Here is a 26,887-nt window from a genome sequence, read left to right as displayed (position 1 = left end):
TAGCCGATCCAGCCCAGGGCGGTCAGCAGCAGCACCAGCGCGATGGTGACGAAGATATCGTTGAAGCCAGTGACGAGGCGGAAGCTTTCCTCATCGACCAGGCTGGTCGAGCGCTGGGCGGCGACATGGGCGCGGAAGGCGTCGGCGGTCGCGGCCGGCATCACCCCGGCGGCGACGGCTGAATCGAGATCGGTTTCGCTGTACATCGCCGGTACTTGCTCAATGCCGGAAGTGGCGCATGCCGGTCAGCACCATCGCGAGGCCGGCATCGTCCGCCGCCTTGATGATGTCGGCATCGCGCATCGAGCCACCGGGCTGAATGACCGCCGTCGCTCCCGCGGACGCTGCCGCCAGCAAGCCGTCGGCGAAGGGGAAGAAGGCGTCGGAGGCCACCACCGAGCCCTTGGCGAAACTGGTCGCGGCACCCGCGGCCTTCGCCGCTTCGTCGGCTTTCCAGGCCGCGATGCGCGAGGAATCGACGCGGCTCATCTGCCCGGCGCCGATACCGACCGTGGCGCCGTCCTTGGCATAGACGATGGCGTTCGACTTCACATGCTTCGCGACACGGAAGGCAAAGAGGAGATCGGCGGTTTCGGCTTGTGTCGGTGCGCGCTTGGTGACGATCTTCAGCTCGCCTTCGGTGATGTGGCCGAAATCGCGGTCCTGCACCAGGAGGCCTCCGGCAAGTGATTTGACGACGAGGCCCTTGGCCTTGGGGTCCGGCATCGATCCGGTTTCGAGCACGCGGACATTAGGCTTGGCGGCCAGCACCGCCTTCGCTTCATCGGAAATCTGCGGCGCGATGACGACTTCGGCAAAGAGCTTCACGATCTCCGCCGCCGTCTTGGCGTCGAGCGGACGGTTGAGCGCGATGATGCCGCCGAAGGCCGAGACCGGATCGCAAGCAAGCGCCTTGGCGTAAGCCTCCGCCATCTTCGCCGCATCGTCGATGCTGGCGACACCGCACGGGTTGGCGTGCTTGATGATGGCGATGGTGGGTTTGTCGAATTCGGCCACCAGTTCGAAGGCGGCGTCGGTGTCGTTGAGATTGTTGTAGGAGAGCTCCTTGCCCTGGAGCTGCACCGCCGTCGCGACACCGGCACGCGCGGGGCCGGCGCGATAGAAGGCCGCCTGCTGATGCGGGTTCTCGCCATAGCGCAGCATCTGCACGCGGGCGCCCGAGAAGCTGATCGATTCAGCGAGCGGGTCGGCCGCCTGTTCGTTCATCCACTGCGCGATGGCGCCGTCATAGGCTGCCGTGTGCGCATAGGTCTTGCGCGCGAGCGCCCGACGGAAGGCGAGCGACGTGCCGCCCTGCTGCTGCTCCATCTCGGCGATGAGCTTGGCGTAATCGGCCGGATCGGTGACGACGCTGACGAAATCATGGTTCTTCGCCGCCGCGCGCAGCATGGCCGGACCGCCGATGTCGATATTCTCGATGCAATCATCCCACGACCCGCCGCCCGCCACGGTTTTGACGAAGGGATAAAGGTTGACGACGAGGAGGTCGATGTCGGGAATGCCGTGCGCAGCTTGCGCCGCGACATGGTCGGCAAGATCGCGCCGCGCCAGGAGCCCGCCGTGGATCTTGGGGTGCAGCGTCTTCACGCGCCCGTCCATGATCTCTGGGAACCCGGTATGGGCCGCCACTTCCTTGACCGCGATCCCAGCGGCGCCGAGCGCCTTGGCCGACCCGCCGGTCGAGAGGATTTCAACACCCTTCCCAGCGAGATACCGGCCCAGTTCCTCAAGCCCCGCCTTGTCCGAAACCGAAATGAGGGCGCGGCGGATGGGGCGGTGCTGATGCGGCATGATCACTTCCCGTGACGTCAAGGAGATGCCGGCAGGGCTTAAAGCGCCGAACCCAGGGTGGCAAGGGTGATTTGCGGGGGTCTGGGCCGTGGGAGGCACCGAGACCCCTGCCAACCCTTTGAAAGACTTGGCAGGGGCCGGTACGGGAGGCGGCCCAGGGGACGGCCGGACCGCATCCAGTTCGCGGAAATCCGAGAGAACGGCTTTCGAAGCGAAAATTAGCGAAAGCCGAAACGCGCGTCTTGGACTTGGGCGAAGAAAATGGGCGAAATGCGAAATTGCAGACGTTAAATCAACAAACTTTGCGGATTTCGCGTGGCGTTGCCCCAAATCGGCGGCGGAAAGCCCGGTTGAAATGGGAGAGATCGCTGAACCCGGCGGCGTAGGCGAGGTCGGCGACGTTCCGTTCCGCCTGGGCCGGATCGCAGAGCAGCCGGTAGGCCAACGCCAGGCGCCGCTGGCGCAGAAAGTCGGTGAAGGTCGTGCCCGCATCGGCGAACAGCATCTGGATATAGCGGGGCGTCACCTTGTGCCGGCGCGCCAGCCGCCCGATGTCGAACGCGCAATCGGCAAGCGACCGCTCGATCTCGGCCTTGAAGAGATCGAGCCGCATGGCGGCGACACTCTGTCGCGTTTCCGCTTCCATCGGCTTTGCCCCGTCTTTGGCGAAGGCGTGGGCCGCAAGTTCGACCAGATGCCGCGACATGGCGGCAGCGAGCGTTGCATCTTGCCCGGCGCCGCCCTTGTAGACGAGATCGGCATAGCCCATGAGGAGACCGAGCAAGCCGTCCTCCGGCCGCAGCACGCGCAAGGGACAGGCGTCGAGATCGGGGATGACCTTGGCGAGAAGCGCGCGCGAGAAGCGCAGGCAGCGAACGTCGGCGCGGTCATGCACCATGCGCCACGCCCGGTCGAGCGGATAGAGCAAGCCGTCACCGGCGCGCGCCGTCACATGCCAACGTTTCTCCAACGTGAGTTCGACGGGCGCCGACATGACGTCGAGCATGAAATCGTCCTGACCGTCAGCGAGCATCGCTTGCGTGCGCTGGCAGGTGAGCGGATCGGAAAGGCCTTCGACGATGCGGATGCCGGGAAGAACCAGTGCGTTGACCGTGACGGTGAAGCCCGGGCCGTCGTTCGTCGGCTTGATGTCGATGCCCATCAGTTCGCGCGCCAGAAAATCGTGGAGCGTGTTGAGCCGATGATCCGCCGGCAAGCGGCGCGTATCGATGCTCTGGAATTCCAGCGCCATTCCCCGTCCACCCAGCAAAAGAGCCCTTTTCTTGGACTTCTCGTGCGGCGGCGGAGCCTTGTCAAGCGGGCATAACTTGTACGACTGTACAACCTTCGGGAGTCACACACCGATGTTCGTAGAGCAGCAAATCCAGGTGCGGCAATCTTGGGCGACGACACCTAGAGCGGTCGGCAATACCGAACGAAAGGCTATTTCTTACCTTCCTTTTGCAGCAGCCAGCGGATTTCTGTCTGATCGCTGTCAATCGTGCCGATGACGACAATTTGCTGCGACCGCTTCACCTGGCCGTTCTGCCCGATATGGACGCTTTCAGCGAGGCCCAGATCGGCCCCGTCGACACGCAGCCGCCAGCCTGAGCCCTTGGGCATCTTGATGATCGCGGCCTGGCCGTTCTGGGTGACGCTGACGCTGACCTGCGGATGCAGATGGAAGCGCAGCGCATATTCATTGCCGCCCGGCCCCACCAGATGTTCTTCACCCATGAAGTCGTTGCCGTCGGCCGACAAATAGAGCTTGCGCCGATGCACCAGGCCGAAACCTTCTTCGTACCCGTCATGCGACGTGTCGATCCAAATCTGTCCATCCGTTTCTTCGCGCCGGCAGGTCACGATCTCGGGCCGGAGCGCCAGGCCGCCATGCGGCAGCAGCATCGATGAATTCGTGTTGTCGACAACCAGCGTCGAATGCGCGGCGCTGGTCCGCTGCACCTGGCGCCATTCCTTGCTCCAGGGATGCGCGCCGCAATTGACGATCATGCGCTCATTGTCATAACCGAACTCGAAGGACAGCGTCCCGGCATGGGCGTGGCTGTCAAGCCCGTGGCGCGGCGGCGCCCCGCAATCCATGATGACGACGCTCTTGCCGCGATCGAGGCGCTGAAAACCGGTGAGCGGCAGCTGGTTGAGCGGCCGCAATTTTTCACCGGCGCGCTCCAGCACCTGGAAGACATGGGCCGGGTCAAGCTCCGGCGTGTCGTTGAAGCCCGCCAGTACGGCGTCGCCGTGGCTCAGCATGAGGAGGACCGAGCCCAGATTGTTGACGGCCATCGAGAGCCCGTCGGGCAGCTTCATCCCGGCCAGCGAATAGACGTCGCGCAGATCGATGAGGTGCTGCAGCAATTCCAGCATCACCTGGGGCGAGCGTTCGACATGGCCGCCATCGGCGAGGATCTGCGACGCCAGCGTCGGCCCCAACAGCGCCTGCCCCTTGGCCAGCCATTTCTCACCCCGGGGCAGCATCAAGCCGGCCAGCATCAGGCTGATGATCGCTTTTACATGCTGTGCGCCAGCGAGCGCATCAGGCAGCGCCCGGGCAAGATGTTCGGCCTGGCGCGACAGGGAGAGCAGCAGCTGCGAGCGGAAGAGCGCATCGCTGTTCACTTCGAGATAGGTGTGATTGAGCAGCACGTTGCGCAGGCGTGCCGCCAGAATGTCGGCGCGCCAGGCGAATTCCTCGTACCGCTCATTCTCCTCCATCCAGCGCGTCACCAGCGATTTGGCGAGGTTGCGCGCCGACGGTCCGCCCACGGCCCGAAGATCGTTGAGCCAGGCGAAGGAATTCACCACTTCGCGCCAGCCGTCGCTCATGCCGATCGGATTGCCGAGCGGCTTCGGGCTGCGCACCATTTCGCCGGCGAAACGGAATTCGTCGCTGAGCAGCAGCAGGCCCGCCTGCGCATCGCCCGGCCAGGGTTCAGGCGAGGAAAATTGCAGATCGCCCGCCGAACGCTTGCCCAGCGTCATGTGATAGAGGCTGCTTTGATAGACCGGCTGCAGCAGGCGCCGCCGGCAACGTTGCCAGATCAGCTGACCGGGCAGCGAGAAGAATGTCTGCAGGCGCGGCGCCACCAGTTTCGGCCGCTGGTTGCCGCGCCGCGGGCCGGGCTTCTTCGTTTCGCTGATGCTGCCCTCGGCCATCGCGGCGCCGGGCCCGGTCTCAGGTACGCAGGCCGGCGATATTGCCGGCGTAAGCTGTTGGCCCGCCCTTGAAGGTCGCGGTACCCGCGACCAGCACGTCGGCACCGGCCGCCACGACCTGGCGCGCGGTTTCCGCATTGATGCCACCATCGACTTCCAGGTCGATGACGCGGCCACCCTGGGCGGCACTCACCTTGTCGATGCGGCGGCGGATCTCGGCGATCTTCTCCAGAGCCGAGGGAATGAAGGCCTGGCCGCCGAAACCCGGATTGACGCTCATCACCAGGACGAGGTCCAGATCGGGCAGCAGATAGTCGAGCACGTCGAGCGAAGTGGCCGGGTTCAGCGAAAGGCCCGCCTTTTTCCCCAGCGATTTGATGAGCTGCACCGTGCGATGGGGGTGCGGCCCCGCCTCCGGGTGGAAGGTGATGATATCGGCGCCGGCCGCGGCGAATTCCGCCACAAAGGGGTCGACCGGGGCGATCATCAGATGCACGTCGAAGGGGATGGCGGCGTGGGGCTTCAGGGCCTTGAGGACGCCCGGGCCGATGGTGATGTTGGGGACGAAATGCCCGTCCATCACGTCGACATGGACATAATCGGCCCCCGCCGCCGCGATGGCGGCAACCTCGGCGCCCAATCTGGCGAAATCGGCCGACAGGATCGACGGCGCTATCTTGGTTTTCTGTTGCATGGCAGCCTAACTAGCATCCGCCCCGCGCCGCGATCAAGGACGGGTGGGAGAAGCTTTCGGCTAGCGCCGACACCCCCACCCTAACCCTCCCCCTGAAGGGAGAGGGGACTGCAGCCGGTCTGCCACCGCTGTCTCAGCGAACCCGGTGAAATTCCCTCTCCCTTCAGGGGGAGGGCCCGCCGACGAATGTCGGCATGCGCCGACGGGGTGGGGGTGCGCGCCAGCGAGCGGAACGGAGCGGATCCGCCCCCGCGCATGCCACCCCCGCATTACTGGCTCTTTGCCCGGGAGGCTTCGACCCTATATTGCTGAACCAACGAGTTTACCTGTCAGGAAGCGCCGATGGCCGCCCCCCATTCCCCCGCCCAGCCGCGCCCGGCGGGTGACACCAATCCGCATACCCAGATGCACGCCTTGCGCGCCCTGCTGCCCCATTTGTGGCCCAAGGGCCAATGGGACCTGCGTGGGCGCGTGGTCCTGTCCGTGCTGTGCCTGATCATCGCCAAAGTGGCCAATGTCTATGTGCCGCTTCTCTTCAAGCGCATGGTCGATGCCCTGGGGCACCCGGCGGGGACGGCCGCCGGGACAGCGACGAGCCTTATCGGCATCTCGCTGGGTCTCCTCCTCGCCTATGGCGTCGCGCGCGTCATCAGCCAGGCCTTTGCCGAATTCCGCGACGGCATCTTCGCCAAGGTCGCCCAGCGCTCGATCCGTGCCGTGGCTCTGTCCACCTTCCGGCACCTGCATGCACTGTCACTGAAATTTCACCTGGAGCGGCAGACCGGCGGCCTCAACCGCGCCATCGAGCGCGGCGCCAAGGGCATCGAGTTCCTGCTGTTCTTCATCCTCTTCAACGTGCTGCCGACCTTGATCGAGATCGGCATGGTCTGCGTCATCCTGTGGACGCTCTATGACTGGACCTATGCCGCCGTCACCTTCGTCACGATCCTGGTCTATATCTGGTATTCGCTCAGCGTCACCGAATGGCGCATCCAGTTCCGCCGCGACATGAACGAGAGCGATCAATCGGCCAATACCAAGGCCGTCGATTCGCTCCTCAATTACGAGACGGTCAAATATTTCAGCAATGAGGAGCATGAAGCGCGGCGCTATGACGTGGCGCTGCAGGCTTATGAGAAAGCGGCCGTCAAAAGCCGCACGTCGCTCGCCATCCTCAATACCGGCCAGGCCTTCATCATCGCCACGGGCCTGGTGCTGATGATGGGCATGGCGGCGCGCGGCACGGCGCAGGGCACGATGACGGTCGGCGATTTCGTGCTGGTCAATGCCTATCTCATCCAGCTTTACCTGCCGCTCAATTTCCTGGGCTTTGTCTATCGCGAAATCCGCCAATCGCTCATCGACATGGAATCGATGTTCGCCCTGCTGCGCGTCGACATCGAAATCGCCGACAAGCCCGGCGCCAAGCCGCTCGCCGTCGCTTCGGGCGAGATCCGCTTCGAGAATGTCGAGTTCGGCTACGATCCGCGCCGGCCGATCCTGAAAGGCGTCAGCTTCACCGTGCCCGCCGGCAACAAGCTTGCGATCGTCGGTCCATCGGGTGCGGGGAAGTCGACACTCTCGCGCCTTCTGTTCCGTTTCTACGATGTGGGGTCGGGGCGCATCCTCATCGACGGGCAGGATATTCGCGACGTGACGCAAGGGTCGCTCCGCGCCTCCATCGGCATCGTGCCGCAGGACACGGTCCTCTTCAACGACACGGTCGCCTACAACATCGCCTATGGCCGGCCGGGGGCGAGCCCCGCTGAAATCCAGCAGGCGGCGGAACTGGCGCACATCCATGATTTCGTGATGGGCCTCCCCGACAAATACGAGACCAAGGTCGGCGAGCGGGGCCTGAAACTGTCGGGCGGCGAGAAACAGCGCGTCGCCATCGCCCGCACGATCCTGAAAGACCCGCCGATCCTGCTGTTCGACGAGGCGACCTCGGCTCTCGATTCCCACACCGAGCGCGAGATTCAGGACAATCTGGCCGAAGTGGCGCGCGACCATACGACGCTCGTCATCGCGCACCGTCTTTCCACCATCATCGACGCCGACGAGATCATCGTGCTCGATGACGGGCGCATCGCCGAACGTGGCCGGCACGAGGAACTCCTGGAGAAGGGTGGCCAATATGCCGGCATGTGGCGCCGCCAGCAGGAAGCGGCGCGGAAGGAGCTGATGGGCAGCGATATGTCGGGTGGAGAATTGAAGAGCGGAAGTGCGGGCAGTAAAGTGCCGGCATGAACGCCGCCACCGGGTCCACCATAAAACACCATGCCGCCCAGATCGTCGCCGGAGACCGGCGGGCGCTGGCGCGCGCCATCACGCTCATTGAATCGACCCGGGCAGACCATCGCCGCCAGGCCGAGGCGCTGATCGAAGAGTTGTTGCCCCACAGTGGCCGGAGCTTGCGCATCGGCATTTCCGGCCCGCCCGGCGTCGGCAAATCAACCTTCATCGAAGCCTTCGGCCAGCATGCGATCGGTGAGGGACGGCGCCTCGCCGTGCTCGCGGTCGATCCTTCCTCGCGCCTTTCCGGCGGGTCGATCCTCGGCGACAAGACGCGCATGGAGGCCTTGTCCCGGTCGGAAGCAGCCTTCATCCGCCCCTCGCCTGCCGGACTGACGCTAGGCGGCGTCGCCAGGCGCACGCGCGAGGCGTTGCTGGTCTGCGAGGCGGCGGGATTCGATCTCATCATCGTCGAGACTGTGGGTGTCGGCCAATCGGAGACGGCGGTTGCCGAGATGGTCGACCTGTTCCTAGTCCTGCTGCTGCCCGGTGGCGGCGACGATCTGCAGGGGATCAAGCGCGGGATCATGGAGCTTGCCGATATCCTGGTCGTCAACAAGGCGGATGGCGATCTCAAGATGGCCGCCGACCGCGCCGCCGCCGATGTCGCCAACGCGCTGGGGCTGATGCAGCCGCGCCATGCGGGCTGGCGGGCGGAAGTATTGCGGACCTCGGCTTTGAAGCAGACCGGCATCGCGGAGGTCTGGGTGAAGGCCCTCGCCTTTGAAGAGACCTTGAAAGGCAGCGGTGCCTTCGACGCCCAGCGCCGCGACCAGGCCAAAGCCTGGCTGTGGCATGAGCTTTCCGACAGCCTCATCGAGGCGCTGAAGGCCGACCCGCATGTGGCGGCCAAGCTCGGGAACCTGGAGGCCAAGGTGGGCGCCGGCAAAATGGCGCCCGGCACGGCCGCGCAGGAACTGCTGGCAAGCTTCCTCAATCGCTGAAACAAGGTAAATCTTCCGTCGATATGACGGATTTCCCATAGAAGCGACATGAATTCGGCAGTTATTCCAGCTTTTCTGCCTATTCACCTGTTCAATTAACCAATCCGTTACCAGACCTGCGCCAGATTAGGAATGATATATAGCATTATCATACAATTGTGCGACATCACGGCAAATAGGTTTAGCAGCTGTGGGAAGCTAGGGTGCCGCGACTTAAATCCGGGACGGGTGACGATATGAACAGATCATTCGGGATCGCTGCCAAGCTGGCCCTGGCCATTGCGCTCTTCGCGCTGCCGGTCGGCTTCACGATCTACAAGCTTTACGAATCGCAGCAGATCGCGATCGATTTCGGCGACAAGGAAGCCCAGGGCAATTTCTATCTGGGCGCGTTGCGCAAGGCGCACGGCGCGCTGCTGGATGGCGGCGACAAGGCGGCGATCGCCGACACGGTCACCCAGGCCGAAGGCGCCTATGGCGATGGCATGCAATCGGCCGAACTCGCCGCCGCCGCCGTCACGGCGGTCAAGGGCGACGATGCGCTCGCTGCCGCCGGCGCCATCCGCGCGCTCATCACCCGGGTGGGCGACAAGTCGAACCTCATCCTCGATCCAGATCTCGACTCCTATTACGTGATGGATCTGGTGCTGCTGAAAGTGCCGGACCTCATGGACCGCGTGCAGGAGATCGCCGCCTACACCCATGATCACGCCAGCACCCCCACGGGCGGTTATTCGATCAATGACGTGGCCGGCCTCCTGAAACTCGACGGCGGGTTCAAATCGGTCGTGGCCGGTGCCGCCGGATCGCTCGATTCCGCCTATAGCGGCAGCAAGGACAATATCAACGGTTTGGCCGACATCCTGCCGGACCGCCTGGGCAAATCCTATGAAGCGATGACCCAGGCCATCAACGCCTTCTCCGACACCTATATGCAAAGCGAACTGGCGGGTGAGGCCGGCAAGCTCGACGTCGGCGCAGTCGACAATGCCGCAAAGGCGGCGCGGCAGGCGGTCCAGGCCTTTGGCGATGCCAACGATGCCGCTTTGGCCGAACTGCTCACCGCCCGCGTCGGTGTCTTCGTCACCGACCGCATCGTCACCTTTGCCGTCACCGCCATTCTCTTCGTGCTCGCCATCATGGGCACGGTCTTGTTCATCCGCCGCAACGTGACGCGGCCGATCGTCAATCTCGCCGGCATCATGGACGAGCTGGCACAGGACCGCACCGACCTTGCCGTGCCGCTGGTTGCCCGCAGCGACGAGCTGGGTCGCATGGCGCGCGCGGTCGAAACCTTCCGCGGCGGCATCTCGAAGCGCCTGGAACTTGAGCGCGCGGCACGGGCCGAGGCCGAGCACCGCGAAGCCCAGATCCGCGAGATCCAATCGCTCTGCGCCGATTTCGACAGCACCTTCGGCACCACGGTGGGCTCGATGATGGGCATCGCCGGCGATCTGAAGCAGGAATCCGAGGTGATGCGCGAAGCGGCGCAGACCTCCGGCGCGCAATCGGAAACGGTCTCGCGCCTGGCCAGCACGGCAGCGGGCAACGCGCAATCGATCGCGGGCGCCATCACCGAAATGTCGGCCTCGATCTCCGAGATCGGGCGCCAGGCCGAAACGGCGACCCAGACTGCCGAAACCGCCGTCGCCCGCGCCTCCGAAATCGGCCGCATCGTCAACGGCCTGACCCAGGTCGCCGACCGGGTGGCCGGGGTCCTCGGCCTCATCCGCGACATCGCGGGGAAGACCAACCTCCTCGCCCTCAACGCCACGATCGAGGCGGCGCGCGCGGGTGAAGCCGGGCGCGGCTTCGCCGTGGTGGCGACCGAGGTCAAGAGCCTCGCCAACCAGACGACCGACGCCACCGCCGAGATCGAATCCCAGATCGCCAGCGTGCAGAAGACGGCACAGGAGGCGGCCTCGGCCATTTCCGAGATCACCGACGTCATCAACGGCATGAACGCCTCGACCGGCGCCATCTTCGCCGCCGTCACCCAGCAATCGGCAGCGACGCAGGAAATCGTGCGCAACGTCACCGAAGCCAGCGCCAAGACCCAGGAAGTGGCGGAAGTCATCACCGAGGTGAAGGCCGCCGCCAACACGACCGGCGAACGCTCGGGCCATGTGCTCGAAGTGGCGGGGTCGGTCACCGGCCAGGCGGGTCAGCTGAAATCGGTGGTCGAGCAGTTCATCGGCCGCCTTATCAGCACGGCCGGTCGCGACAACGATCGCCGCAGTGCCTGAGCATCCGGCGCGATCACACGATCTGCGCCGCGATCTCGCCTTTGAACCAACGCCGCAGGTCGGCAACGATGGCGCGCCGGGCGATGCCGGAGCGCCAATGCAGTCGATATTCACCCAGGCTCAGCGCCGGCAGATCGAAAAGGCGGACGAGTTGACCGCTGTGCAGAAGGTCGCTGACGAAACGTTGCTCGACCAGCGCAACGCCCGCGCCGGCAAGGACCGCCTGGATGGCGGCATCGTCCATGTCGAGCTGCTGCGCCGCATTCAACGGCAAGGGGTCGATACCGTTCACCTGGGCGAAAATCCGCCAGTCCCATCCATCCGGCGTGTTGAGCAGCAACGGCAGGCGGCGCAGGGCCTTGAGGGGCAGCGGCGTTTTGCGGCGGCCGAGCAGCGTCGGCGCCGCCACCGCCACGGAACCGTCTGCAAACAATCGCTCGCTCAGCCGGTCGTCCGTTGGGACAGCGTCGAAACGGTGATAACGGATGGAGAGATCCGCACCGGCATCATCCGCGCCGAGCCTGCTGGCGATGGCCAGTTCGACCTTCGCCCGCGGCAGATCGGCTTGCAGGCCGAGATAGCGCGGCAACAGCCAGCGCAGATAGAAGGATGCCGAGACTTGAAAAGCGAGGCTCCTGTCAGGCGCCTGGCCGGGCATGGCTTGATGGAGCAGGTCAAAGGCCCGTTCGGTCAATGCCAACAGCCGTTCGCCGGTGGCCGTCAGAACCACGCCATGTGCATTTCGCTTGAAGAGATCTGCATCGACATGCAGCTCGAGGATCTTCACCTGGCGGCTGACGGCACCGGGTGAGACGCCGAGCTCGCGGGCGGCGCCGGCAAAGCCACCGTGCCGCGCTGCGGCGTTGAACGCACGCAATGCATTGAGCGGCGGCAGGTTTCTGGCCGATGCGAATCCAGGGTCAGTTTTCCTGAGCCTCGGTGATTTTTTCAGCAGTTGCGGCGGAGGCGTTTCTTTTGGCATGAGACTATGATGCTGACCTTGAGCGGATACCGTCAATCTTGAACAGAAACACTTACGCGTCGGGCTTCACCATCCACCCGAACCTCGGCAGCGCTATGGCTATTGTCGCCGTGATCGCCGGTGTCGGCATGGACGTGTTGGCAAAGACGGCGGCCTTCGATGCCAGCCCGGCGCAGGTCACGTTGCTGCGCTGGATCTACGGTATCGCGACGCTGGGCCCGATTCTCATCATCATGCGGGTAAGGCCGGGTTCGCCCCTGCGACCGATCTATCTGCTGCGCGCGCTGCTCAATCTGGTCGCCAGCTTCTCGCTCTATTACGCCCTGGCGCACCTGCCGCTGTCGCTGACGGTTGCCATCTTCTTCCTGGAGCCGCTGGTGGCCCTCACGCTCGCCGCCATCCTTCTGAAGGAACATGTGAGCCTTCATGTCATCGCCGGGATCGGCATCGCCATTCTGGGGATCGCGGTCATGGTCGCCTGCGACGGCGCCGGCATCGCCGATTGGCGGTTGGACCCCGCCATCCTGGTGGCTCTCCTGGGGGCCGTCGCCTGGGGCACCATGCTGGTGACGACCCGATCGATCGGCCGGCAGGAACCGGTCCTGTCGCTCATGTTCTGGCTGTCGGTGACGACATCGATCGGCATGGCGCCCATTGCCGCCCTGGATTGGCGGCCTTTGGACATCGAGGCGCATCTTTATATGCTGGGCGTCGCCGTGCTTGGCACTTGCTACGGGGTTCTCGGGATCACGGTCCTGCGCCACGCCCCGGTGCGGGTCAAAGCCGCCAGTTCCTTCCTCAGCCTGCCCCTTGCCTTCGTGGCGGGCTTCGCCTTTTTCGGCGAGGTACCGGCATCGGGGGTGGTTTTGGGTGGATTTCTGGTGCTTTTGGGCGTCTATGGGGCCCTTCGCCGGCCGAGATTGGAGCCGCCTTTGGCACCGGAATCGCCTTGACGGACGGGGCTTTGCCACGTAAAAACCGCCCCGAGCTGGCCGGAACCCATATTCCGGCCCCTTTCTTTTGACGTAAGTATCTGATTCAGAAGGATTACCGCCATGTCCCGGCGTTGCGATATCACTGGCAAGGGCGTGCAGACGGGCCACAATGTGAGCCACGCCAACAACAAGACCAAGCGCCGTTTCCTGCCGAACCTGCAGGAAACCAAGCTGCTTTCGGACACGCTGGGTCAGCAGGTCCGCCTGAAGCTCACCACCCATGCCCTGCGCTCGATCGAGCACAATGGCGGCCTTGATACCTATCTGGCCAAGACGGCGGACAAGAACCTGCCGGCCGAAGCGAAGCGCCTGAAGCGCCGCATCGAGAAGGCCGCTGCCAAGGCCGCTGCCTAAGAGCTTTTCGTCCCCGACGAAGGAAAGGCCCGCCCAACCGGCGGGCCTTTTGCTTTTTGGAGATCAGCCCCGCGCCCTGTGCGGGTTGTCGAACGGTGGGGCGCTGGCTAGATTCTGCCAATATTGCCAAACACCAAGAGCCAGCGATCATGAGCAAGCCCGGACCCTACCGCCTGAAAGAGACCCTTAGCCCCGACGCCCCCGTGGTCGCTGTGCCGATGTGCGTCAAGTTCATCGACGGGCAGAACTACCACACGGTCGGCGAGAAATATCTGACGGCGCTCATCGAAGGATCCGGCGTCTATCCGCTATCCTACCCGGCGCTCGGTGCCGCCCTGCCGGTCGAGGCGCTGCTTGACCATGTCGACGGGCTGCTCTTCACCGGGAGCCCCAGCAACATCGCGGTCGAGCATTACAATGGCGATCCGGACCGGGACGACAGCCCACAGGATCCCGGCCGCGACGCTGTCACGCTGCCCCTCCTCCGCGCGGCGCTGAAGCGCGACATCCCTGTCTTTTGCATCTGCCGCGGTTTCCAGGAACTGAACGTGGCACTGGGCGGGACATTGCACACCCGCATCCATGAACAGCCCGGCAAGCTCGACCATCGCGGCGCCGATGGTTCCTATGACGAGATCTACAAGCCGGCGCACCAGCTCATCCTCGAGCCCGGCAGCGCGTTCGCGCAGATCCTGGGCACTGAGGAGATCACCATCAATTCAGTGCACTGGCAGGCGATCAACCGGCTGGGCAATGGACTGGTCGTCGAAGGCCATGCCCCCGATGGGGTGATCGAAGCGGTACGCGTCGCGGGCAAGCGTTTCGCGCTGGGCGTGCAATGGCACCCGGAATATCGCTGCATCGACAATCCGGATTCGATGAAGCTGTTCCGCGCCTTCGGTGCGGCGGTGCGCGCCTACGCCGCCGAGCGGCGCGCGAAAAAAGCCGCCGCCAGCGCCGCCTGAGCGCTGCAGAGGCAACGCCGAATCCTGATCATATCTCCGTGAGGTCGGAATTCCGGCGGCGATTCCAACCACTTCCGAGTTATGCACCTGTGCATGTCAGATGTGCATTCTTTTGGAAGCGCACCTCTTGAATTCGGGTGTATCAGGATCATCTAAGTCTCATGCGATTGGCGCAGTTGCAATGACTGTCGCCAGCACCGGAAGCGGTCTCCCCCACCGTAACCGGACTCCGCGAAAACGGAGTGTCGAACGCCCGGTCCTCCCCTGACCGGGCGTTCTTATTTTCTGGGCGTTCCTAATACTGAGCCGTGAGTCGCCGCCCCAACTTGGCGGCCACGCTGATCATCCGTGTAACAGGATGCCGGTCGGCTGGACGCTGACCGATTCGACATGGCATCTCACCGGATAGTATTTCAGTCGCATCATCCGCGCGGCGGCAACTAATCCCACGAGTTCTCACCCATGCGTATTGCCACCTGGAACATCAATTCATTGCGCCTGCGCCTCGACCTGCTGCGGCGTCTCACCGTCCAGGAAGGGCCGGATGTCATCTGCCTGCAGGAGATCAAGGTCGAGGACGGGCTGTTCCCGCTCGCCGACGTCATGGCACTGGGGTACCCTTACGTGCGCTTCCACGGCATGAAGGCCTATAACGGCGTCGCCATCCTGTCGAAGATTCCTTTCCAGATCATGGACCCGAAGGATTGGTGTCTCAAAGGCGATGCACGCCACGCCCATGTCATCCTGGGCGGCGACGTGGAGCTGCACAATTTCTATATCCCGGCCGGCGGCGACATTCCCGACCCCGAAAGCAACGCCAAGTTTGCACACAAGCTGCAGTTCCTCGACGAGCTCAAAGCGCATTTCGAAAGCCACACCAAGCCGGGTGCCGCCGCCAAGGGCAAGGCGATCATGGTGGGCGATCTCAACATCGCGCCGTTGGAAGACGATGTCTGGTCTCATAAGCAGCTGCTTTCCGTCGTCAGCCACACACCGATCGAGGTCGAAAAACTCGATGCCGTGCAGAAGGCCGGGCAATGGGTCGATGCCGTGCGCCAGATCACGCCACCGCCCATCAAGCTCTTTTCCTGGTGGAGCTATCGTTCGGCCGATTGGACCAAGAACGATCGCGGGCGGCGCCTGGACCATATCTGGGTGACGCCGTCCATTTCAAAGCGGGTGCGGCACGCCACCATCCTGCGCGATATGCGCAGCTGGACCCAGCCCAGCGACCATGTCGCCGTCATCGTCGATATCGACTAGACGCCCTTGCCGCAAACCGGCGCAAAAAAAGAGGGGATGACCGTCTGGTCATCCCCTTCGTGAAGCGTCACAGGGTATTTGCGTTGGGGTTAGGGGTCGAGTGCAACGGGATTAAAGTCAGATGAGGCGCAACTCCTCGTCGATGCGTTCCAGCAGATGCAGCACCACGGAGAGCCGGCCCGGTTCGCGCAATTTGTCCTTGGCGAGCTTCACCAAGGATACCAGCCGGTTTGCGGCTTCATCCGACGCGCAGATATAGCTGACCGCTTCGTCACCGGCCTCAATGAAGCTGCGCAACAGCGAGGCACGCGCGCCGACCCATTCCAGATGATCGCTGAGGGTTCGCGCGGCGCGGAGATTGTGCGGCTGATCGTGAATGACATCGAGTAATCGCTCGGCCACCTGCAGATAAAGGTCTGCCAGATCGCTGACTGATTTGGTCATCAAAGCTGTGTCAGGAACATTGCCGACCGGGTTGCCGACGCGGCTCTTGCTGCGCGCACGCAGCGGCACGGCAGCGCCACGCATCATCGTCGCGACCATGCCTTTGCTGACCAGTTTTCGACTTGTCTGCCTGAGTTGTACGCCCATGTTCAATTCCCCATCTTCACTGGCGATCCGAGCCAGCGACTACAGAATGGTATGGGGTGTGGAATAACTGAAGCGAAGCCTGTCTCTTTTTCCTGCCAATCTCTACCGGATTCACGACAAGTTGAGGGAAGATGGCACTAGCTGAACAAACGCATGATAATGTTGCGCTCAAAGGCTGTGTTCGCGCGCACTTTCACGCCAAACATAGACCAGCAGGGTGATGAAGATAAGCGCACCACCCAACAACGTTGCCGCTGTCGGCACCTCGCCGAAAATCAGCCAGACCCAGAGTGGGCCGAGGGGCGTCTCAACAGCACCGAGCAGGGCCGCTTCACTCGCAGCAAGCCGCTGCGCACCCTTAGCATAGAGGACGAAGCCGATCCCCGAGGTAATGGGACCGAACAATGACAGCCAGATGACATCATGGGCGCTGACCGACAGCGGCGTCGCGAAGGGTAGCGCCATCAAGGCGGTGAGCAGGCAGGCGCAGGCACCGACACTGACCATCGGCAGATCTGGCCAGCGCCTTACATGCACTGTGATGAGCGCCATCAACAGGGTCATCAGCAAGGCCAGAGCATCACCCGACAAAGTGTGATCGAAGGCACCGGTAGAACCGGCTGCGAAGCTTGGCGCCATCATGATGGCGATGCCGATGGCGGCAATGAGACTGGCGAGCAGCGCCGCAGGGCTCGGCCGCTCGCCCAACATGACATAGGCGAGGCATGCCGCCGCGAACGGGACGGCGGCATAGATGAGCGACACTTTGGCGACGCTGGTGAGGCTCAAGGCGGCGATGAAGACCAGCATGGCAAAGGCGGTCAAAACGACGGCGATCCAATAGGGCGCCTTGGCCGCGCGGATCGCCCGCCAGCCATCGCGACCGTCACGCAGGGTCATGAAGACGAAAAGCGCCACCGAACCGAGCCCACCACGCCAGACCAGCATGGTCCAGAGGTCGGTATGGACAACACGGGTGAAGAAGCCGGCCGAACTCCAGGCCAGAGCAGCCCCCAATACGAAGAGGATGCCCAGATGCCGCTGCCAGCGGGCGCCCAGAAGAGCGGCCGGATCGGTGGCAAGGGGCAATGACAAGGCAGGTTCCTCCGATGGGAAAGCGGGGTCCAGTCCCCCTGCTCCAATCTGACATGCCGGCTCGTAGCGGTTGAGTACACACCATCCCGCAAAGCCGACAAAGAGTAGCGGGAAAGGGTCAGACGGCCCTGTCCGCCGTCGAAACGCGCCGGCTGAGGCTGATGGGGTCGATATCGGCATGGGATCCCGACCCGGCAGCACCAGGCCCGCCCGGCCCTGATTCAGGCCGCCCAACCTCCAGGGGGAGGGCAACCAGCCATTCGTCGCCGCGCCGGATGGCCGGCAGCGCGCGCCGGCACAAGGATGTCACCTTCTGTCCGTTGCCATGCCAGGGGCAGCGCCAGGTCCGGCTGCCTTCGTCGAAATGTCCCAGCGCCAACGGGCCACCGCGATGCGGGCAGGTCCCCGGCACGATGCGCGGCGGCCCTTCCTTCGTGCTGAGGAGGAAGTAGCGCCGCGCGCCATGCCAGATTTCCGTGCGGCCGGCGGGAACGAGAAGAAAGCGGTACTCGGTCATCCCGTTCACCCGGCCCGTGTCGCAATGAGGATGTCTTCATAGAGATCGTCTGGGGTCGGCAACCGTGTCACCGCGGCAAAGCCCGCCTCGCGAAGAAAGCCCGCCAGTTCGTCGAGATCGAAGAGATAGGATTGGCGCATCTGTTCGAATCGTTGCCCGTCCCATTCGACCTGATTGACCCAGGTCTTGATGCGGGTCTGCCAATCATAGCTCATGTTCCAATGCGCCAACGCCTCGCGCCCGTCCACCAGCATGCGGCCGACGAACATGGGGTGGTAGCTGTTGCCCTTGTGATTGTTTTTCTGGAGACCGATGAAGAAGCGCCCACCCGGCCGCGTCACGGCGTGGAAATTGCGCAGCACCTCGATCACCCGCGCGAAGATCGCCACCGGTCCTTGGCGCATGTCGCCGGGCAGCCAACTATCCATGAAGCCGATTGCCGCATCGACGTTGAGCACCGTATCGAACTGTCGGTCGATGCGTTGCGGCAACTCCTGCCAGCGTGCAAGTTTGAGCTCGGGGTTCCATTTGTCCCGGTCCTGCCGGGCGGCGATGGTCGCGCGGAATTCGTCCAGCAGATCGCGATCGGCATCGGCGCCGGTGAGGTTTTTGAAACCAAGGTCGCGGAGCTCGATCATCGGGAAACCGGTACCGCACGCGGCATCGAGGATGGACTGGTCGCGATCGCCGAGCGCCTGCGCCAAAAGCTTGGCAAAGGTGCGACGGTAGGCGTCGGTATGAAGCAGCTTGCCGCTGATGGACCACATGTCGGCAATCTTCGCGTCGTCGGTCGACACCGCAGGTTTATAGACCGACATGAGAATTCCGGCGTTTTCATTGGACATGTTGGTTCCCCTCTGTCTGCAGGAGTGAATCAGCATCGTGGCGCAGGAGTGGCAGGAGGCGCGCCAGCGACTGTGTATCCACCTGTTCGCTCATCACTTGGGCGCGCAGCCAATAGGCGCCGTGCGCGGTGCATCCCGTGAGGTAGGCATCCGACCCGGCGGCCAGACGGTCGCGGAGCCGACGATTGAGCCGGTCGAGCTGTCCAGCTGGGACGGCGGACGGACGGTACCGGAAACAGACCATGTTGAAGGTGGGCGGTGCCAGCAATTCGAAATCCGGCGCGGCGGTCACAAGGCCGGCGAGATGTCGGGCGAGATCGCAGGCATGATCGAGGCGTGCCGCAAGGCCATCGGTGCCATAAGCCGAAAGGGCGGCATAGAGGCGAAAGGCGCTGAAGAAGCGCGTGCAGGCAATGGTCCAGCGCAATGGCTCGTCGCCATCGGCGATCGTCTCGAGCGCCGCCGGATCGGGGATGACATAGCTGGCCTGGGCAAGGCCCACATCGAGGCTGGCTGCAAAGGCGGCGCGCTGCCGGCAGAGGAGAACCGAACAGGGGGACGATACGAAGAAGAGCTTGTGCGGATTGATGACGACACTGTCGGCCGCATCGAGACCGGCGAGCTTGGCACGGTGCCGCGAGCTCAGTAGGGCCGCACCGCCATGCGCCGCATCCACATGAAACCAGGCCCCCGCCTGTTGTGCCAAACGCCCCACCGATTGGAGATCGTCGAACGCGCCGTTCGCCGTGCCGCCTGCCGTCGCCACGATGGCCATGACGATGCGGCCGTCGGCGCGCAAGCTGTCGAGGCGATCCGCAAGGGCAGCGGGGTCGAGCGAGAGATCGGGCCGGGCGGGAATTTCAATCATCGCCTCGGCCGGCAGTCCCAATATGTGCCGGGCCCGGGGCAGGGTATAGTGCGCATGCGCGCCGACCAGAAGGCGCAGATTTTCGCGCGCGTGGCCGGCGGCAAGGGCTCGGTCCCGCGCTATCAACAATGCGGTGAGATGCGCCTCGGCCCCGCCATTGACCAGCGTCGCCACGGCATCATCCGGAAAACCCGCCAGTTGTTTCATCCAGGCAAGGACCCTGGCCTCCACGGCGACCGAATAGGGACCCCCTTCGAACATGGTGACGGTCGGATTGAAGGCAGCGGCAGCGAGATCGGCATAGAGGCTGGCGAAACTCGGCGCTGGCCGCTGATGCCCGAGATGAAGCGGATGGCGATAGTCACGCACCAGGGGCAGGAACTCCTCGAGCAGGATCTGACGGAGACGCGCTGCCCCGCCGCCTTCCCGCGGCAAGGCAGCGGGCAATTGAGTCTCGATCGCCGCCCGGTCGAGGCTCGCAACCGTGCGCGATGCCGGCCTGGTCATGCGACTGAGGAGGAGCGGCACGGCTTCGTCCATCAATTCCGCCATCGCTGACGGCATGAGGTCGAAGCCGTGGCCGGTCGCAGCAAGCGTGCCGGAAGAGATCATGCCGGGGCAGATCATGCCGCACCCATCGCGGCAGAAGGGCGCTGCCAAAGCGTCGCTGCGCTCTCGGGTGGCAGGATCGGCTGGTGATAGGTGCTGTCGGGCGAGGTGACGATGGAGCCGTGAAGCCTTCCACCCGGAATGAAGAGCGCATCACCCGCAATGAGACGCAGTTCCACGCCGGCCAGCGGGAAGAAGGTCATGGTCCCGGTTTCAATCACCAGCAACCGGTCGTCGGGATGGATGTGGGTGGTCGAGCGTTCGTCGTGGACTTCGCGGAAGGTCTCGCTGTCGAGGCGGCCGGCGCGCCAGTCGGCGAGGAACGGTGCGAGTTTCGGGTCGTTGGGACGCACGGCACCCGCCCAGCCGAGCTGGTCGGCCAAGTCGCGGTCAGCCAGCTCCTGCAACAATCGGAATTCCTCGAAGCCGCGCAGGATGCCCTCGATCGCCCGCGGGCCACAGGTGGCAATAGCCGGTTCGATGAGCCGCGTCAGCACCATCTGCCGGTGGTGCCGGTCGATATGGTGATGCTCGTCGAAATAGCGCAGATCGATTTCATTGCCGAAGATGCGGCGCAAGGTGCGCGCCTGTCGGCCGGTTACATTGACAAGGCTGGCTTCGGTATAGAAGAGCGCCCCCAGATAGCGGAAGACGTGGCGCTTGTTGGCGGCGACATAGTGGAAATAGTTGGCAAGCGCCAGCGATCCCGGTTGGTAGAATTGCCAATAGGCATGTGGCCGGCAGTCGAGGCCGATGCTGGCAAGAGTTGCCTCGAACAAGGTCGAATGCTTGGCGCCGTGTACAGCAGCGCCATATTCGTCGATCAGGACATTGAAGAGGGATGATTGCAGCGGGCCATAGGCACCGGGGGCAAGCCGCGCCATCGCCGACGCTTCGGACAGGAAATCCGGGGCCATCTGCACCAGATAATGCCCTGCGGCGGCGCGCGGGTCGGCGGCGTTGAGCAGCGCCGCCATGACCGGGTCGGCAAGATCGTCGGTAGGCGCCGTTTCCTCGGCCGTCAGAAAATCCCGAAGGCGCGCCAGCGCCGGTTCCGCCGACCAGGGTCCGGTGATGTCGATCGATGCCTCAAGATCGGCAAAGGCGAGATTTTCGAGATGCGGTCGCGCGGCACCCGCCCGTGACGCCGTATCCGCGCCGTAGAAGAGATCGAAATTCCGCCACCCGGATTCCCCTGCGGACTCCTTGGCCAAAGGCAGGAACAGGAGATCGGTTTCATATGCGTTGAAGAGCAGGCGGTGAAGGACCAGGGCGCTGTTGCCGGCGAGCCGCGCCATCGGCACCGCGCGATTGAGGGCGAGATGCGGCAGATCCTTGGCCCGGGTCGGGCGGCGGAACGGATCACCGTCGATCAGCAGTTCGTCTGCTGTTGCCTCATCCTGCCAGGAGAGGGCGGCAAAGTGCGCTATGGCCCTGCGCGCGTCGGATTCCTGCTGGATTGTCGCGATATCAGTCATGATGGCCCCCTCAAATACAACCAAAGAGGTTATTTCCCAATCATGATACGCGAATATAGTGATGATGCCACAACCATGACGTGCAAAATGCAAATCCTACGATAATGAGCATCGATACCTAGGAAAGTTTTGGGATGCGGGAAGCGAGGGCGGAGGACATAATTCGAACTGCGGGGAAAATCAGGGAAAGCGGGCCGCAGACGATCCATCATGAAGAAGATTGCCAAGACGACGGAGTTTTCCCAGGAAGCGCGCGCCGCCATCGACGCGCAATGGTTCGACGTCGATGCTGTGCCGGTTCCGGTCCTGGTCGTACCGATCGATTATCCCACCGACTGGCATATCGAGCCGCATGTCCATCGCAAGGCGCAGCTGATCTTCTGCTGCTCAGGGGTCATGACGGTGGAAACGGCGAGCGACCAATGGGTGGCGCCGCCCAATCGCTGCATCTGGGTGCCCGGTGGCCTTTCCCACGAAATCCGCATCAACCAGGCAGCGGCGATGCGAACCCTTTATGTCGAGCCGGGCGCACGGCCGGGCCTGCCCGCGCAACCCTGCACGCTCGGCGTTTCGCCGCTGTTGCGCGAACTGATCCTTGCCGCCGTCATAAGCACCACGGCACCGGACCCGAAGGACTTCGCACCCGGCACACCCAACGCCCATATTGCCGACGTGCTGCTCGACCAGATCGTTGCGATGCCGACATCGGATCTTCACATCCCGATGCCGAGCGACCGGCGCCTGCTGCCGATCTGCACCGCCCTCACCATCAATCCCGGCGACCGGCGCAGCCTCAAGGATTGGGCGGCCCAAATCGGCACGTCGGACCGCACCATCGAGCGGCTGTTCGTGCAGGAGACGGGCCTTACCTTCCACCGCTGGCGCGAGCAGATGCGACTCCTCAAGAGCCTTTCCTTGTTGGGAAGCGGCCGCGCGGTCAAGAACGTCGCCCTTGAGCTGGGCTTTGCCAATCCCAGCACCTTCATCGCCATGTTCCGGAAGATCATGGGTGTCACCCCCGGCGCTTACCTCAAGGGCGCGGAATAGGCGGCGCGACTTTCAAGCGGCGCGTTCGGCAGGCGGTGCCGATGTCTCGGCATTCCGCTTTTCCGCCGCCGGCAATGCGGGCTGCTCGGGCAGCTGTTCAGGTTGGCGCGATTTCACCGGCGGGGTGTCGCTGATGACGTCGAAATCGAAACGGGTCATGTCGGTCTCCTTGGTGTGAGACCGCCTTCCAATCGGGACCCGGATTTTCAATGAGGGGGTTTGAAAATACAAAAGGCCGCCGGTGGAAGGCGGCCCTGGTGTCAAGCGTGGATCAGAATCCCTCAGGCCGCCGGATTATACCAGCGGTACCAAAATCGCCCACCGAGCGCGGCGGCGGAAAGGGTCTGAACCTTGCTCATGGGTGCTACCTTAGCGGTCCGAGCCCGGGCTGGCAAGAGCGTGTCGCCGGCGCGACAGCTTGCCGCCCGACCTGGCGCAGCATGGGGCATGCAAATCAAGGGAGACCCGGGATGGACAAAAAAGCTGATCACCAGGGCGGCTGCCTGTGCGGCGCCGTGCGCTATCGCGTCGAGGGCGCCATGCGTCCCGTCATCGCCTGCCATTGCTCGCAATGCCGGCGCGCCACCGGGAGCTTCATGATGGCGAGCGCCGCCATGCACGACCACCTGACCATCGAGGGCGCGGAGAACATCACCTGGTACAACTCGTCCGACACGGCGCGGCGCGGCTTCTGCCGGATCTGCGGATCGAATCTGTTCTGGGAGGGGGCCGGGCGTCCCCATACCAGCATCACCGCCGGCTCCCTCGACGGGCCGACCGGGCTTTCGCTCGGCCGCCATATCTTCGTTGCCGACAAGGGTGACTACTACGAAATCGCGGATAACGTCGCGCAGTCGCAGACCTTCGAAGGCTACGATCCGACGCCACCCAAATAGCCCTGCATTGGGAGGCGACAAGCCGGCGGCATTTCGCTAAAGGATCGTCATGTCCGATCCGGCCCTCGATACCCTTCTGCTGCCCTTCGCGACCGGCGCACTCACCTGGCCGACGGCAGGCGGGATGCTGTTCCTGCGTGCCCGCATGGGCAGCGCCCTTGCGCAACCTGGGGTGCCGCGAGACCGATTGATCTGCCGGCAGACCTTCCGGCCCTTTGCGAACGATCTCGAAGCGGCGGGGGTGGCACTCGCACAGGATCCGGATCTTCCCAAGGGCTCCTTCCCGCTCATCCTGCTGTTGCCGCCGCGCCAGCGGGACGAGGCGCGCCATCTCCTTGCCGAAGCGGTCAATCATGTCATGGCCGGCGGGATCGTTGTGGCGGCCTCTACCAACAACGAGGGCGCTCGGTCGGTCGAGGCGGATCTCGGCAAGCTCGCGGGCGATGTGTCATCACTTTCCAAGAACAAGGCGCGCGTCTTCTGGAACGTCATCGACAAGGCGCATATCGACCAGACTCTGCTGGCGGAATGGCTGGCGCTGGGGCGCCCGCGCCGGCTGGAGAGCGACCCGCGATTTCTCACGCGCCCCGGCCTCTTTGCCTGGGACCGGATCGACGCCGGATCGGCGCTGCTCGCCGAACATCTGCCGACGGATATCAGCGGTGCCGGCGCAGATCTCGGCTGCGGCTTCGGCTATCTCGGCGCCGAAATCCTGGCGCACTGCCCCAGGGTCAAATCGCTCGATTGCTATGAGGCCGAGCGCCTCGCCCTCGATCTCGCACAAGGCAATCTCGCGCCGCTTGCCAAAGGCGTCGCGCTCGACTTCCTGTGGCAGGATGTGACGCAGGGACTTCAACGCCGCTATGATTTCATCGTCAGCAATCCGCCCTTTCACACGGGCCGCGCCGACCGCGTCGATCTCGGGCAAGGCTTCATCGTCGCAGCCGCCAAGGCATTGCGACCCGGCGGTCGCCTCCTCATCGTAGCCAACCGGCATCTGCCCTATGAAGAGGTCTTCGCCACCCATTTCGCCCACCGCCGCATCGTGACGATCGCGGACGGCTACAAGATCATCGAAGGCACGACATGAAACTGGTCAAGCATCTTGCCAATCTGGGCTACGGCAGCCGCAAGGAAGTGATGGCGATGCTGCGCAACGGCCGCTTCACCGATGCGCAAGGCCAGGAGATCGACGCGGATTCGACGATCGACCATCGCGAGATCCGCTTCGACGGCGCACCGCTCGACCCGGACGCAGAGGCCGTCATCATGCTCAACAAACCAGTGGGCTTCACCTGTTCGACCAAGGATCCGGGGCGGATCGTCTATGATATCTTGCCGATGCGCTGGCGCTTCCGGAAGCCGCCGATCTCGCCCATCGGCCGGCTCGACCGCGATACGTCGGGGCTGCTGCTCTTCACTGCCGACGGCGCTTTCCTCCACCGCGTGATCTCGCCCAAATCGAACGTGCCCAAGGTCTATGAAGCAACGCTCGCACGGCCGCTGCGCGGCGACGAGGGCGCCCTCTTTGCCAGCGGCACGATGATGCTGGAATCCGAAACCAAGCCGCTGCTGCCGGCCGAGCTTACCGTCACGGGTGAAAGATCCGCGCGCCTTGTCCTGCATGAAGGCCGCTATCACCAGGTGCGGCGGATGTTCGCCGCGACCGGCAACCATGTCGAAACGCTGCACCGCGCGGCGATCGGCGGCCTTACCCTCGGCGATCTTGCCGAAGGGTCCTGGCGTGAATTGTCGTTAACCGAACGTCAGCGCGTGATCTTGCCTTAGGAAAAGGCCTGATAGTCCAGCACGTAGTGAACGAAGCCCACCGGCCAGAGTGAACCTGTGCGGCGGTAGCAGATCATGGCGGCGGCGCCATAGAGGCCGGCCGCGATCATGCCGGCGGGTGCCCGCCACCAATGGAAGAGGCCGAACAGGACGGCGCTTGTCAGCACGACGCGCCAGAAGCCCCAACCGAATGAGCTCATGACATGGCTCGCGAGCTTGCGGAAGATGAGCTCCTCATGCAGCGCCACCAAGGCAAGACCCAGGGTGATGTCCAGAGCGTAGAGAAAGCCCTTTGGACTAGGATAGGCGCCGAGCGGTGCCTGCGGAAACCAGGCAGCCAGGGTCTGACCGATCGGCAGCATGAGGAAGAGCGCCAGGATGCCGATGATCCAGGCCACCGCTTCGAGCGTGCCGACCTTGAGTTCATCACGGCGGCGCAGACACCAGCGCCCGGCCGGAAGAATGAACAAGACCGCGATCGCCATGATTCGACCGGCATAGTCCGCAAGGAGCCAGGGCAATGCGTCGTCCGTACCCAGGCGGTAAAGTTGGGTGGGCAGCATGGCGAGCATGGCGAGGATGAGGCAGAGCAAGAGACGCTGCGACCGGGGAACCGATTCGGTCCGCGTCTGCTGCCCGCCAAGCAATAACTCGATATCCGTCATGCCGCCCCCCGATGGCCGCAGCTTTCCGTTTCAGCCCCGGAGACCAGCATGCCAGCCGGCGGGGCCTCAGGACTGTGACGGCCATCACATTCCGTGAGCTCAGGGGGATGTGCTCACGGAATAAAAAGGACGGGGCCGGGGATTCCGACGTCCCGGCGAGGTCAGCTGTAAAAGTAAGGATCGAGAACGCGGACTTCCGTGATCTGGTCGACCGGGAGGTTGGTTTTGCCGGCAACACGGCGGATCGCCTCGGGATTCGGCCCATCATAAATGCAATAGGACTTCTTCTTGTCCATGCTGACATAGGAATGGACCCAGGTGACGCCGTCGGTGAGGTTGGTATCCACCACTTTCAGGCAGGCCTCGGCGCCCTCGGCATTGATCGGGACGACAAGGCCGGCTGGAAACTCGCGTTCGACGACATAGCGGGGCATGGCTGACCTCCTTGATGAACGATTGCACCTGGCCGGCCTGCATCGACCGGCTGAGGTTTGACGCTAAGAGCGTCGACAAACGCGAGCATCGGGAGGATTCCCCATTTTTCGGCCCTACTCCTGCCAGGGTCGCTTGCGGACCTCGAATTCGATATCGGCGCGAGAGAGACCGATATCCTTGAGGAGATGGGAACTGAGGCCGGTGAGATGCCGACGCTGGCGCCCCCGTTCAATCCAGGACAACAGCGCGTCAAAGCCGCGGATGAAGAAACTGGTGCGATGCGGCGCCGGGGCGACTTTCTGGGTCGCCACCGCGTTCGTGCAATCAATCAT

Annotated in this window: 26 protein-coding genes and 1 pseudogene; 11 read left to right on the top strand and 16 right to left on the bottom strand. The window is 63.7% G+C overall.

Annotation, left to right across the window (positions count from 1 at the left end):
- The 5 genes and pseudogenes from ACE3PP_RS08645 to rpe all read right to left on the bottom strand — a co-directional run.
- A pseudogene (locus tag ACE3PP_RS08645) lies at positions 1 to 206 on the bottom strand (hypothetical protein); the annotation flags it as partial.
- A 13-nt stretch (positions 207 to 219) separates the two neighbouring features.
- A complete protein-coding gene (gene purH / locus ACE3PP_RS08640; RefSeq protein WP_374380601.1) occupies positions 220 to 1,812 on the bottom strand; it encodes a bifunctional phosphoribosylaminoimidazolecarboxamide formyltransferase/IMP cyclohydrolase in 1,593 nt (530 codons plus the stop codon).
- 292 nt (positions 1,813 to 2,104) lie between these two features.
- Positions 2,105 to 3,064, bottom strand: coding sequence for a helix-turn-helix transcriptional regulator (locus tag ACE3PP_RS08635; RefSeq protein ID WP_374380598.1), 960 nt, complete (start codon positions 3,062 to 3,064; stop codon positions 2,105 to 2,107).
- A gap of 191 nt (positions 3,065 to 3,255) precedes the next feature.
- On the bottom strand, positions 3,256 to 4,983 hold the full coding sequence (locus ACE3PP_RS08630) for a heparinase II/III family protein (RefSeq protein WP_374380595.1): 1,728 nt from the start codon (positions 4,981 to 4,983) through the stop codon (positions 3,256 to 3,258).
- A 19-nt stretch (positions 4,984 to 5,002) separates the two neighbouring features.
- A complete protein-coding gene (rpe, locus tag ACE3PP_RS08625; RefSeq protein ID WP_374380593.1) occupies positions 5,003 to 5,677 on the bottom strand; it encodes a ribulose-phosphate 3-epimerase in 675 nt (224 codons plus the stop codon).
- Positions 5,678 to 6,019: 342 nt separating this feature from the next.
- Here rpe and ACE3PP_RS08620 point away from each other — a divergent pair, with 342 nt between their 5' ends.
- The 3 genes from ACE3PP_RS08620 to ACE3PP_RS08610 all read left to right on the top strand — a co-directional run bounded on the left by ACE3PP_RS08620 (position 6,020) and on the right by ACE3PP_RS08610 (position 11,162).
- The gene (locus ACE3PP_RS08620; RefSeq protein WP_374380590.1) at positions 6,020 to 7,927 is read left to right on the top strand and encodes an ABC transporter ATP-binding protein/permease; all 1,908 of its coding nucleotides are present in this window, start codon (positions 6,020 to 6,022) and stop codon (positions 7,925 to 7,927) included.
- The gene (meaB, locus tag ACE3PP_RS08615) at positions 7,924 to 8,916 is read left to right on the top strand and encodes a methylmalonyl Co-A mutase-associated GTPase MeaB (RefSeq protein WP_374380587.1); all 993 of its coding nucleotides are present in this window, start codon (positions 7,924 to 7,926) and stop codon (positions 8,914 to 8,916) included. Before ACE3PP_RS08620 ends, meaB begins: the two co-directional genes overlap by 4 nt.
- Before the next feature lie 236 nt (positions 8,917 to 9,152).
- Positions 9,153 to 11,162, top strand: a complete 2,010-nt coding sequence (locus tag ACE3PP_RS08610) for a methyl-accepting chemotaxis protein (protein WP_374380584.1) — start codon at positions 9,153 to 9,155, stop codon at positions 11,160 to 11,162.
- Positions 11,163 to 11,175: 13 nt separating this feature from the next.
- On the opposite strand, the gene ACE3PP_RS08605 is transcribed toward ACE3PP_RS08610, so the two are convergent.
- The gene (locus tag ACE3PP_RS08605) at positions 11,176 to 12,039 is read right to left on the bottom strand and encodes a LysR substrate-binding domain-containing protein (protein ID WP_374380581.1); all 864 of its coding nucleotides are present in this window, start codon (positions 12,037 to 12,039) and stop codon (positions 11,176 to 11,178) included.
- A gap of 143 nt (positions 12,040 to 12,182) precedes the next feature.
- On the opposite strand from ACE3PP_RS08605, the gene ACE3PP_RS08600 reads away from it, so the two are divergent.
- The 4 genes from ACE3PP_RS08600 to ACE3PP_RS08585 all read left to right on the top strand — a co-directional run bounded on the left by ACE3PP_RS08600 (position 12,183) and on the right by ACE3PP_RS08585 (position 15,721).
- A complete protein-coding gene (locus ACE3PP_RS08600) occupies positions 12,183 to 13,097 on the top strand; it encodes a DMT family transporter (protein ID WP_374380578.1) in 915 nt (304 codons plus the stop codon).
- A gap of 102 nt (positions 13,098 to 13,199) precedes the next feature.
- Positions 13,200 to 13,493, top strand: coding sequence for a 50S ribosomal protein L28 (rpmB, locus tag ACE3PP_RS08595; RefSeq protein ID WP_374380575.1), 294 nt, complete (start codon positions 13,200 to 13,202; stop codon positions 13,491 to 13,493).
- A 149-nt stretch (positions 13,494 to 13,642) separates the two neighbouring features.
- Positions 13,643 to 14,458, top strand: coding sequence for a gamma-glutamyl-gamma-aminobutyrate hydrolase family protein (locus ACE3PP_RS08590; RefSeq protein WP_374380572.1), 816 nt, complete (start codon positions 13,643 to 13,645; stop codon positions 14,456 to 14,458).
- 462 nt (positions 14,459 to 14,920) lie between these two features.
- Positions 14,921 to 15,721: an exodeoxyribonuclease III gene (locus ACE3PP_RS08585; RefSeq protein WP_374380569.1), complete on the top strand. Its 801-nt coding sequence runs from the start codon at positions 14,921 to 14,923 to the stop codon at positions 15,719 to 15,721.
- A 117-nt stretch (positions 15,722 to 15,838) separates the two neighbouring features.
- Here ACE3PP_RS08585 and ACE3PP_RS08580 read toward each other — a convergent pair whose 3' ends face one another.
- The 6 genes from ACE3PP_RS08580 to ACE3PP_RS08555 all read right to left on the bottom strand — a co-directional run bounded on the left by ACE3PP_RS08580 (position 15,839) and on the right by ACE3PP_RS08555 (position 21,724).
- On the bottom strand, positions 15,839 to 16,312 hold the full coding sequence (locus ACE3PP_RS08580) for a hypothetical protein (RefSeq protein ID WP_374380566.1): 474 nt from the start codon (positions 16,310 to 16,312) through the stop codon (positions 15,839 to 15,841).
- 168 nt (positions 16,313 to 16,480) lie between these two features.
- On the bottom strand, positions 16,481 to 17,407 hold the full coding sequence (locus ACE3PP_RS08575; RefSeq protein WP_374380563.1) for a DMT family transporter: 927 nt from the start codon (positions 17,405 to 17,407) through the stop codon (positions 16,481 to 16,483).
- A 118-nt stretch (positions 17,408 to 17,525) separates the two neighbouring features.
- The gene (locus ACE3PP_RS08570; protein WP_374380560.1) at positions 17,526 to 17,924 is read right to left on the bottom strand and encodes a Rieske (2Fe-2S) protein; all 399 of its coding nucleotides are present in this window, start codon (positions 17,922 to 17,924) and stop codon (positions 17,526 to 17,528) included.
- A gap of 5 nt (positions 17,925 to 17,929) precedes the next feature.
- Entirely contained in the window at positions 17,930 to 18,769 is an 840-nt protein-coding gene (locus ACE3PP_RS08565; RefSeq protein ID WP_374380557.1) for a class I SAM-dependent methyltransferase, read from the bottom strand.
- Positions 18,759 to 20,249, bottom strand: a complete 1,491-nt coding sequence (locus tag ACE3PP_RS08560; protein ID WP_374380554.1) for an aspartate aminotransferase family protein — start codon at positions 20,247 to 20,249, stop codon at positions 18,759 to 18,761. Before ACE3PP_RS08560 ends, ACE3PP_RS08565 begins: the two co-directional genes overlap by 11 nt.
- Positions 20,250 to 20,260: 11 nt before the next feature.
- Complete coding sequence (locus ACE3PP_RS08555) at positions 20,261 to 21,724, bottom strand: iron-containing redox enzyme family protein (protein WP_374380551.1); 1,464 nt, start codon at positions 21,722 to 21,724, stop codon at positions 20,261 to 20,263.
- Between the two features lie 210 nt (positions 21,725 to 21,934).
- Between ACE3PP_RS08555 and ACE3PP_RS08550 the strand changes: the two genes are divergently transcribed.
- A complete protein-coding gene (locus tag ACE3PP_RS08550) occupies positions 21,935 to 22,771 on the top strand; it encodes a helix-turn-helix domain-containing protein (protein WP_374380548.1) in 837 nt (278 codons plus the stop codon).
- A 12-nt stretch (positions 22,772 to 22,783) separates the two neighbouring features.
- Here ACE3PP_RS08550 and ACE3PP_RS08545 read toward each other — a convergent pair whose 3' ends face one another.
- Complete coding sequence (locus tag ACE3PP_RS08545) at positions 22,784 to 22,930, bottom strand: hypothetical protein (RefSeq protein ID WP_374380545.1); 147 nt, start codon at positions 22,928 to 22,930, stop codon at positions 22,784 to 22,786.
- A 311-nt stretch (positions 22,931 to 23,241) separates the two neighbouring features.
- On the opposite strand from ACE3PP_RS08545, the gene ACE3PP_RS08540 reads away from it, so the two are divergent.
- The 3 genes from ACE3PP_RS08540 to ACE3PP_RS08530 are packed head-to-tail and all read left to right on the top strand — an operon-like array spanning position 23,242 to position 25,455.
- The gene (locus ACE3PP_RS08540) at positions 23,242 to 23,667 is read left to right on the top strand and encodes a GFA family protein (RefSeq protein WP_374380542.1); all 426 of its coding nucleotides are present in this window, start codon (positions 23,242 to 23,244) and stop codon (positions 23,665 to 23,667) included.
- 49 nt (positions 23,668 to 23,716) lie between these two features.
- Positions 23,717 to 24,757: a class I SAM-dependent methyltransferase gene (locus ACE3PP_RS08535; protein ID WP_374380539.1), complete on the top strand. Its 1,041-nt coding sequence runs from the start codon at positions 23,717 to 23,719 to the stop codon at positions 24,755 to 24,757.
- Entirely contained in the window at positions 24,754 to 25,455 is a 702-nt protein-coding gene (locus tag ACE3PP_RS08530; protein WP_374380536.1) for a pseudouridine synthase, read from the top strand. Before ACE3PP_RS08535 ends, ACE3PP_RS08530 begins: the two co-directional genes overlap by 4 nt.
- On the opposite strand, the gene ACE3PP_RS08525 is transcribed toward ACE3PP_RS08530, so the two are convergent.
- The 3 genes from ACE3PP_RS08525 to ACE3PP_RS08515 all read right to left on the bottom strand — a co-directional run bounded on the left by ACE3PP_RS08525 (position 25,452) and on the right by ACE3PP_RS08515 (position 26,887).
- Entirely contained in the window at positions 25,452 to 26,120 is a 669-nt protein-coding gene (locus tag ACE3PP_RS08525; protein ID WP_374380533.1) for a CPBP family intramembrane glutamic endopeptidase, read from the bottom strand. The genes ACE3PP_RS08530 and ACE3PP_RS08525 overlap by 4 nt on opposite strands.
- 161 nt (positions 26,121 to 26,281) lie before the next feature.
- Positions 26,282 to 26,554, bottom strand: a complete 273-nt coding sequence (locus tag ACE3PP_RS08520) for a DUF4242 domain-containing protein (RefSeq protein WP_374380530.1) — start codon at positions 26,552 to 26,554, stop codon at positions 26,282 to 26,284.
- A 114-nt stretch (positions 26,555 to 26,668) separates the two neighbouring features.
- Positions 26,669 to 26,887, bottom strand: coding sequence for a DUF1127 domain-containing protein (locus tag ACE3PP_RS08515; protein ID WP_374380527.1), 219 nt, complete (start codon positions 26,885 to 26,887; stop codon positions 26,669 to 26,671).

Source organism: Dongia sp., from assembly GCF_041910485.1.
Taxonomy (GTDB): domain Bacteria; phylum Pseudomonadota; class Alphaproteobacteria; order Dongiales; family Dongiaceae; genus Dongia.
Note: the sequence above shows the minus strand (reverse complement) of the source record. Positions and strands in the feature narration are given on the sequence as shown.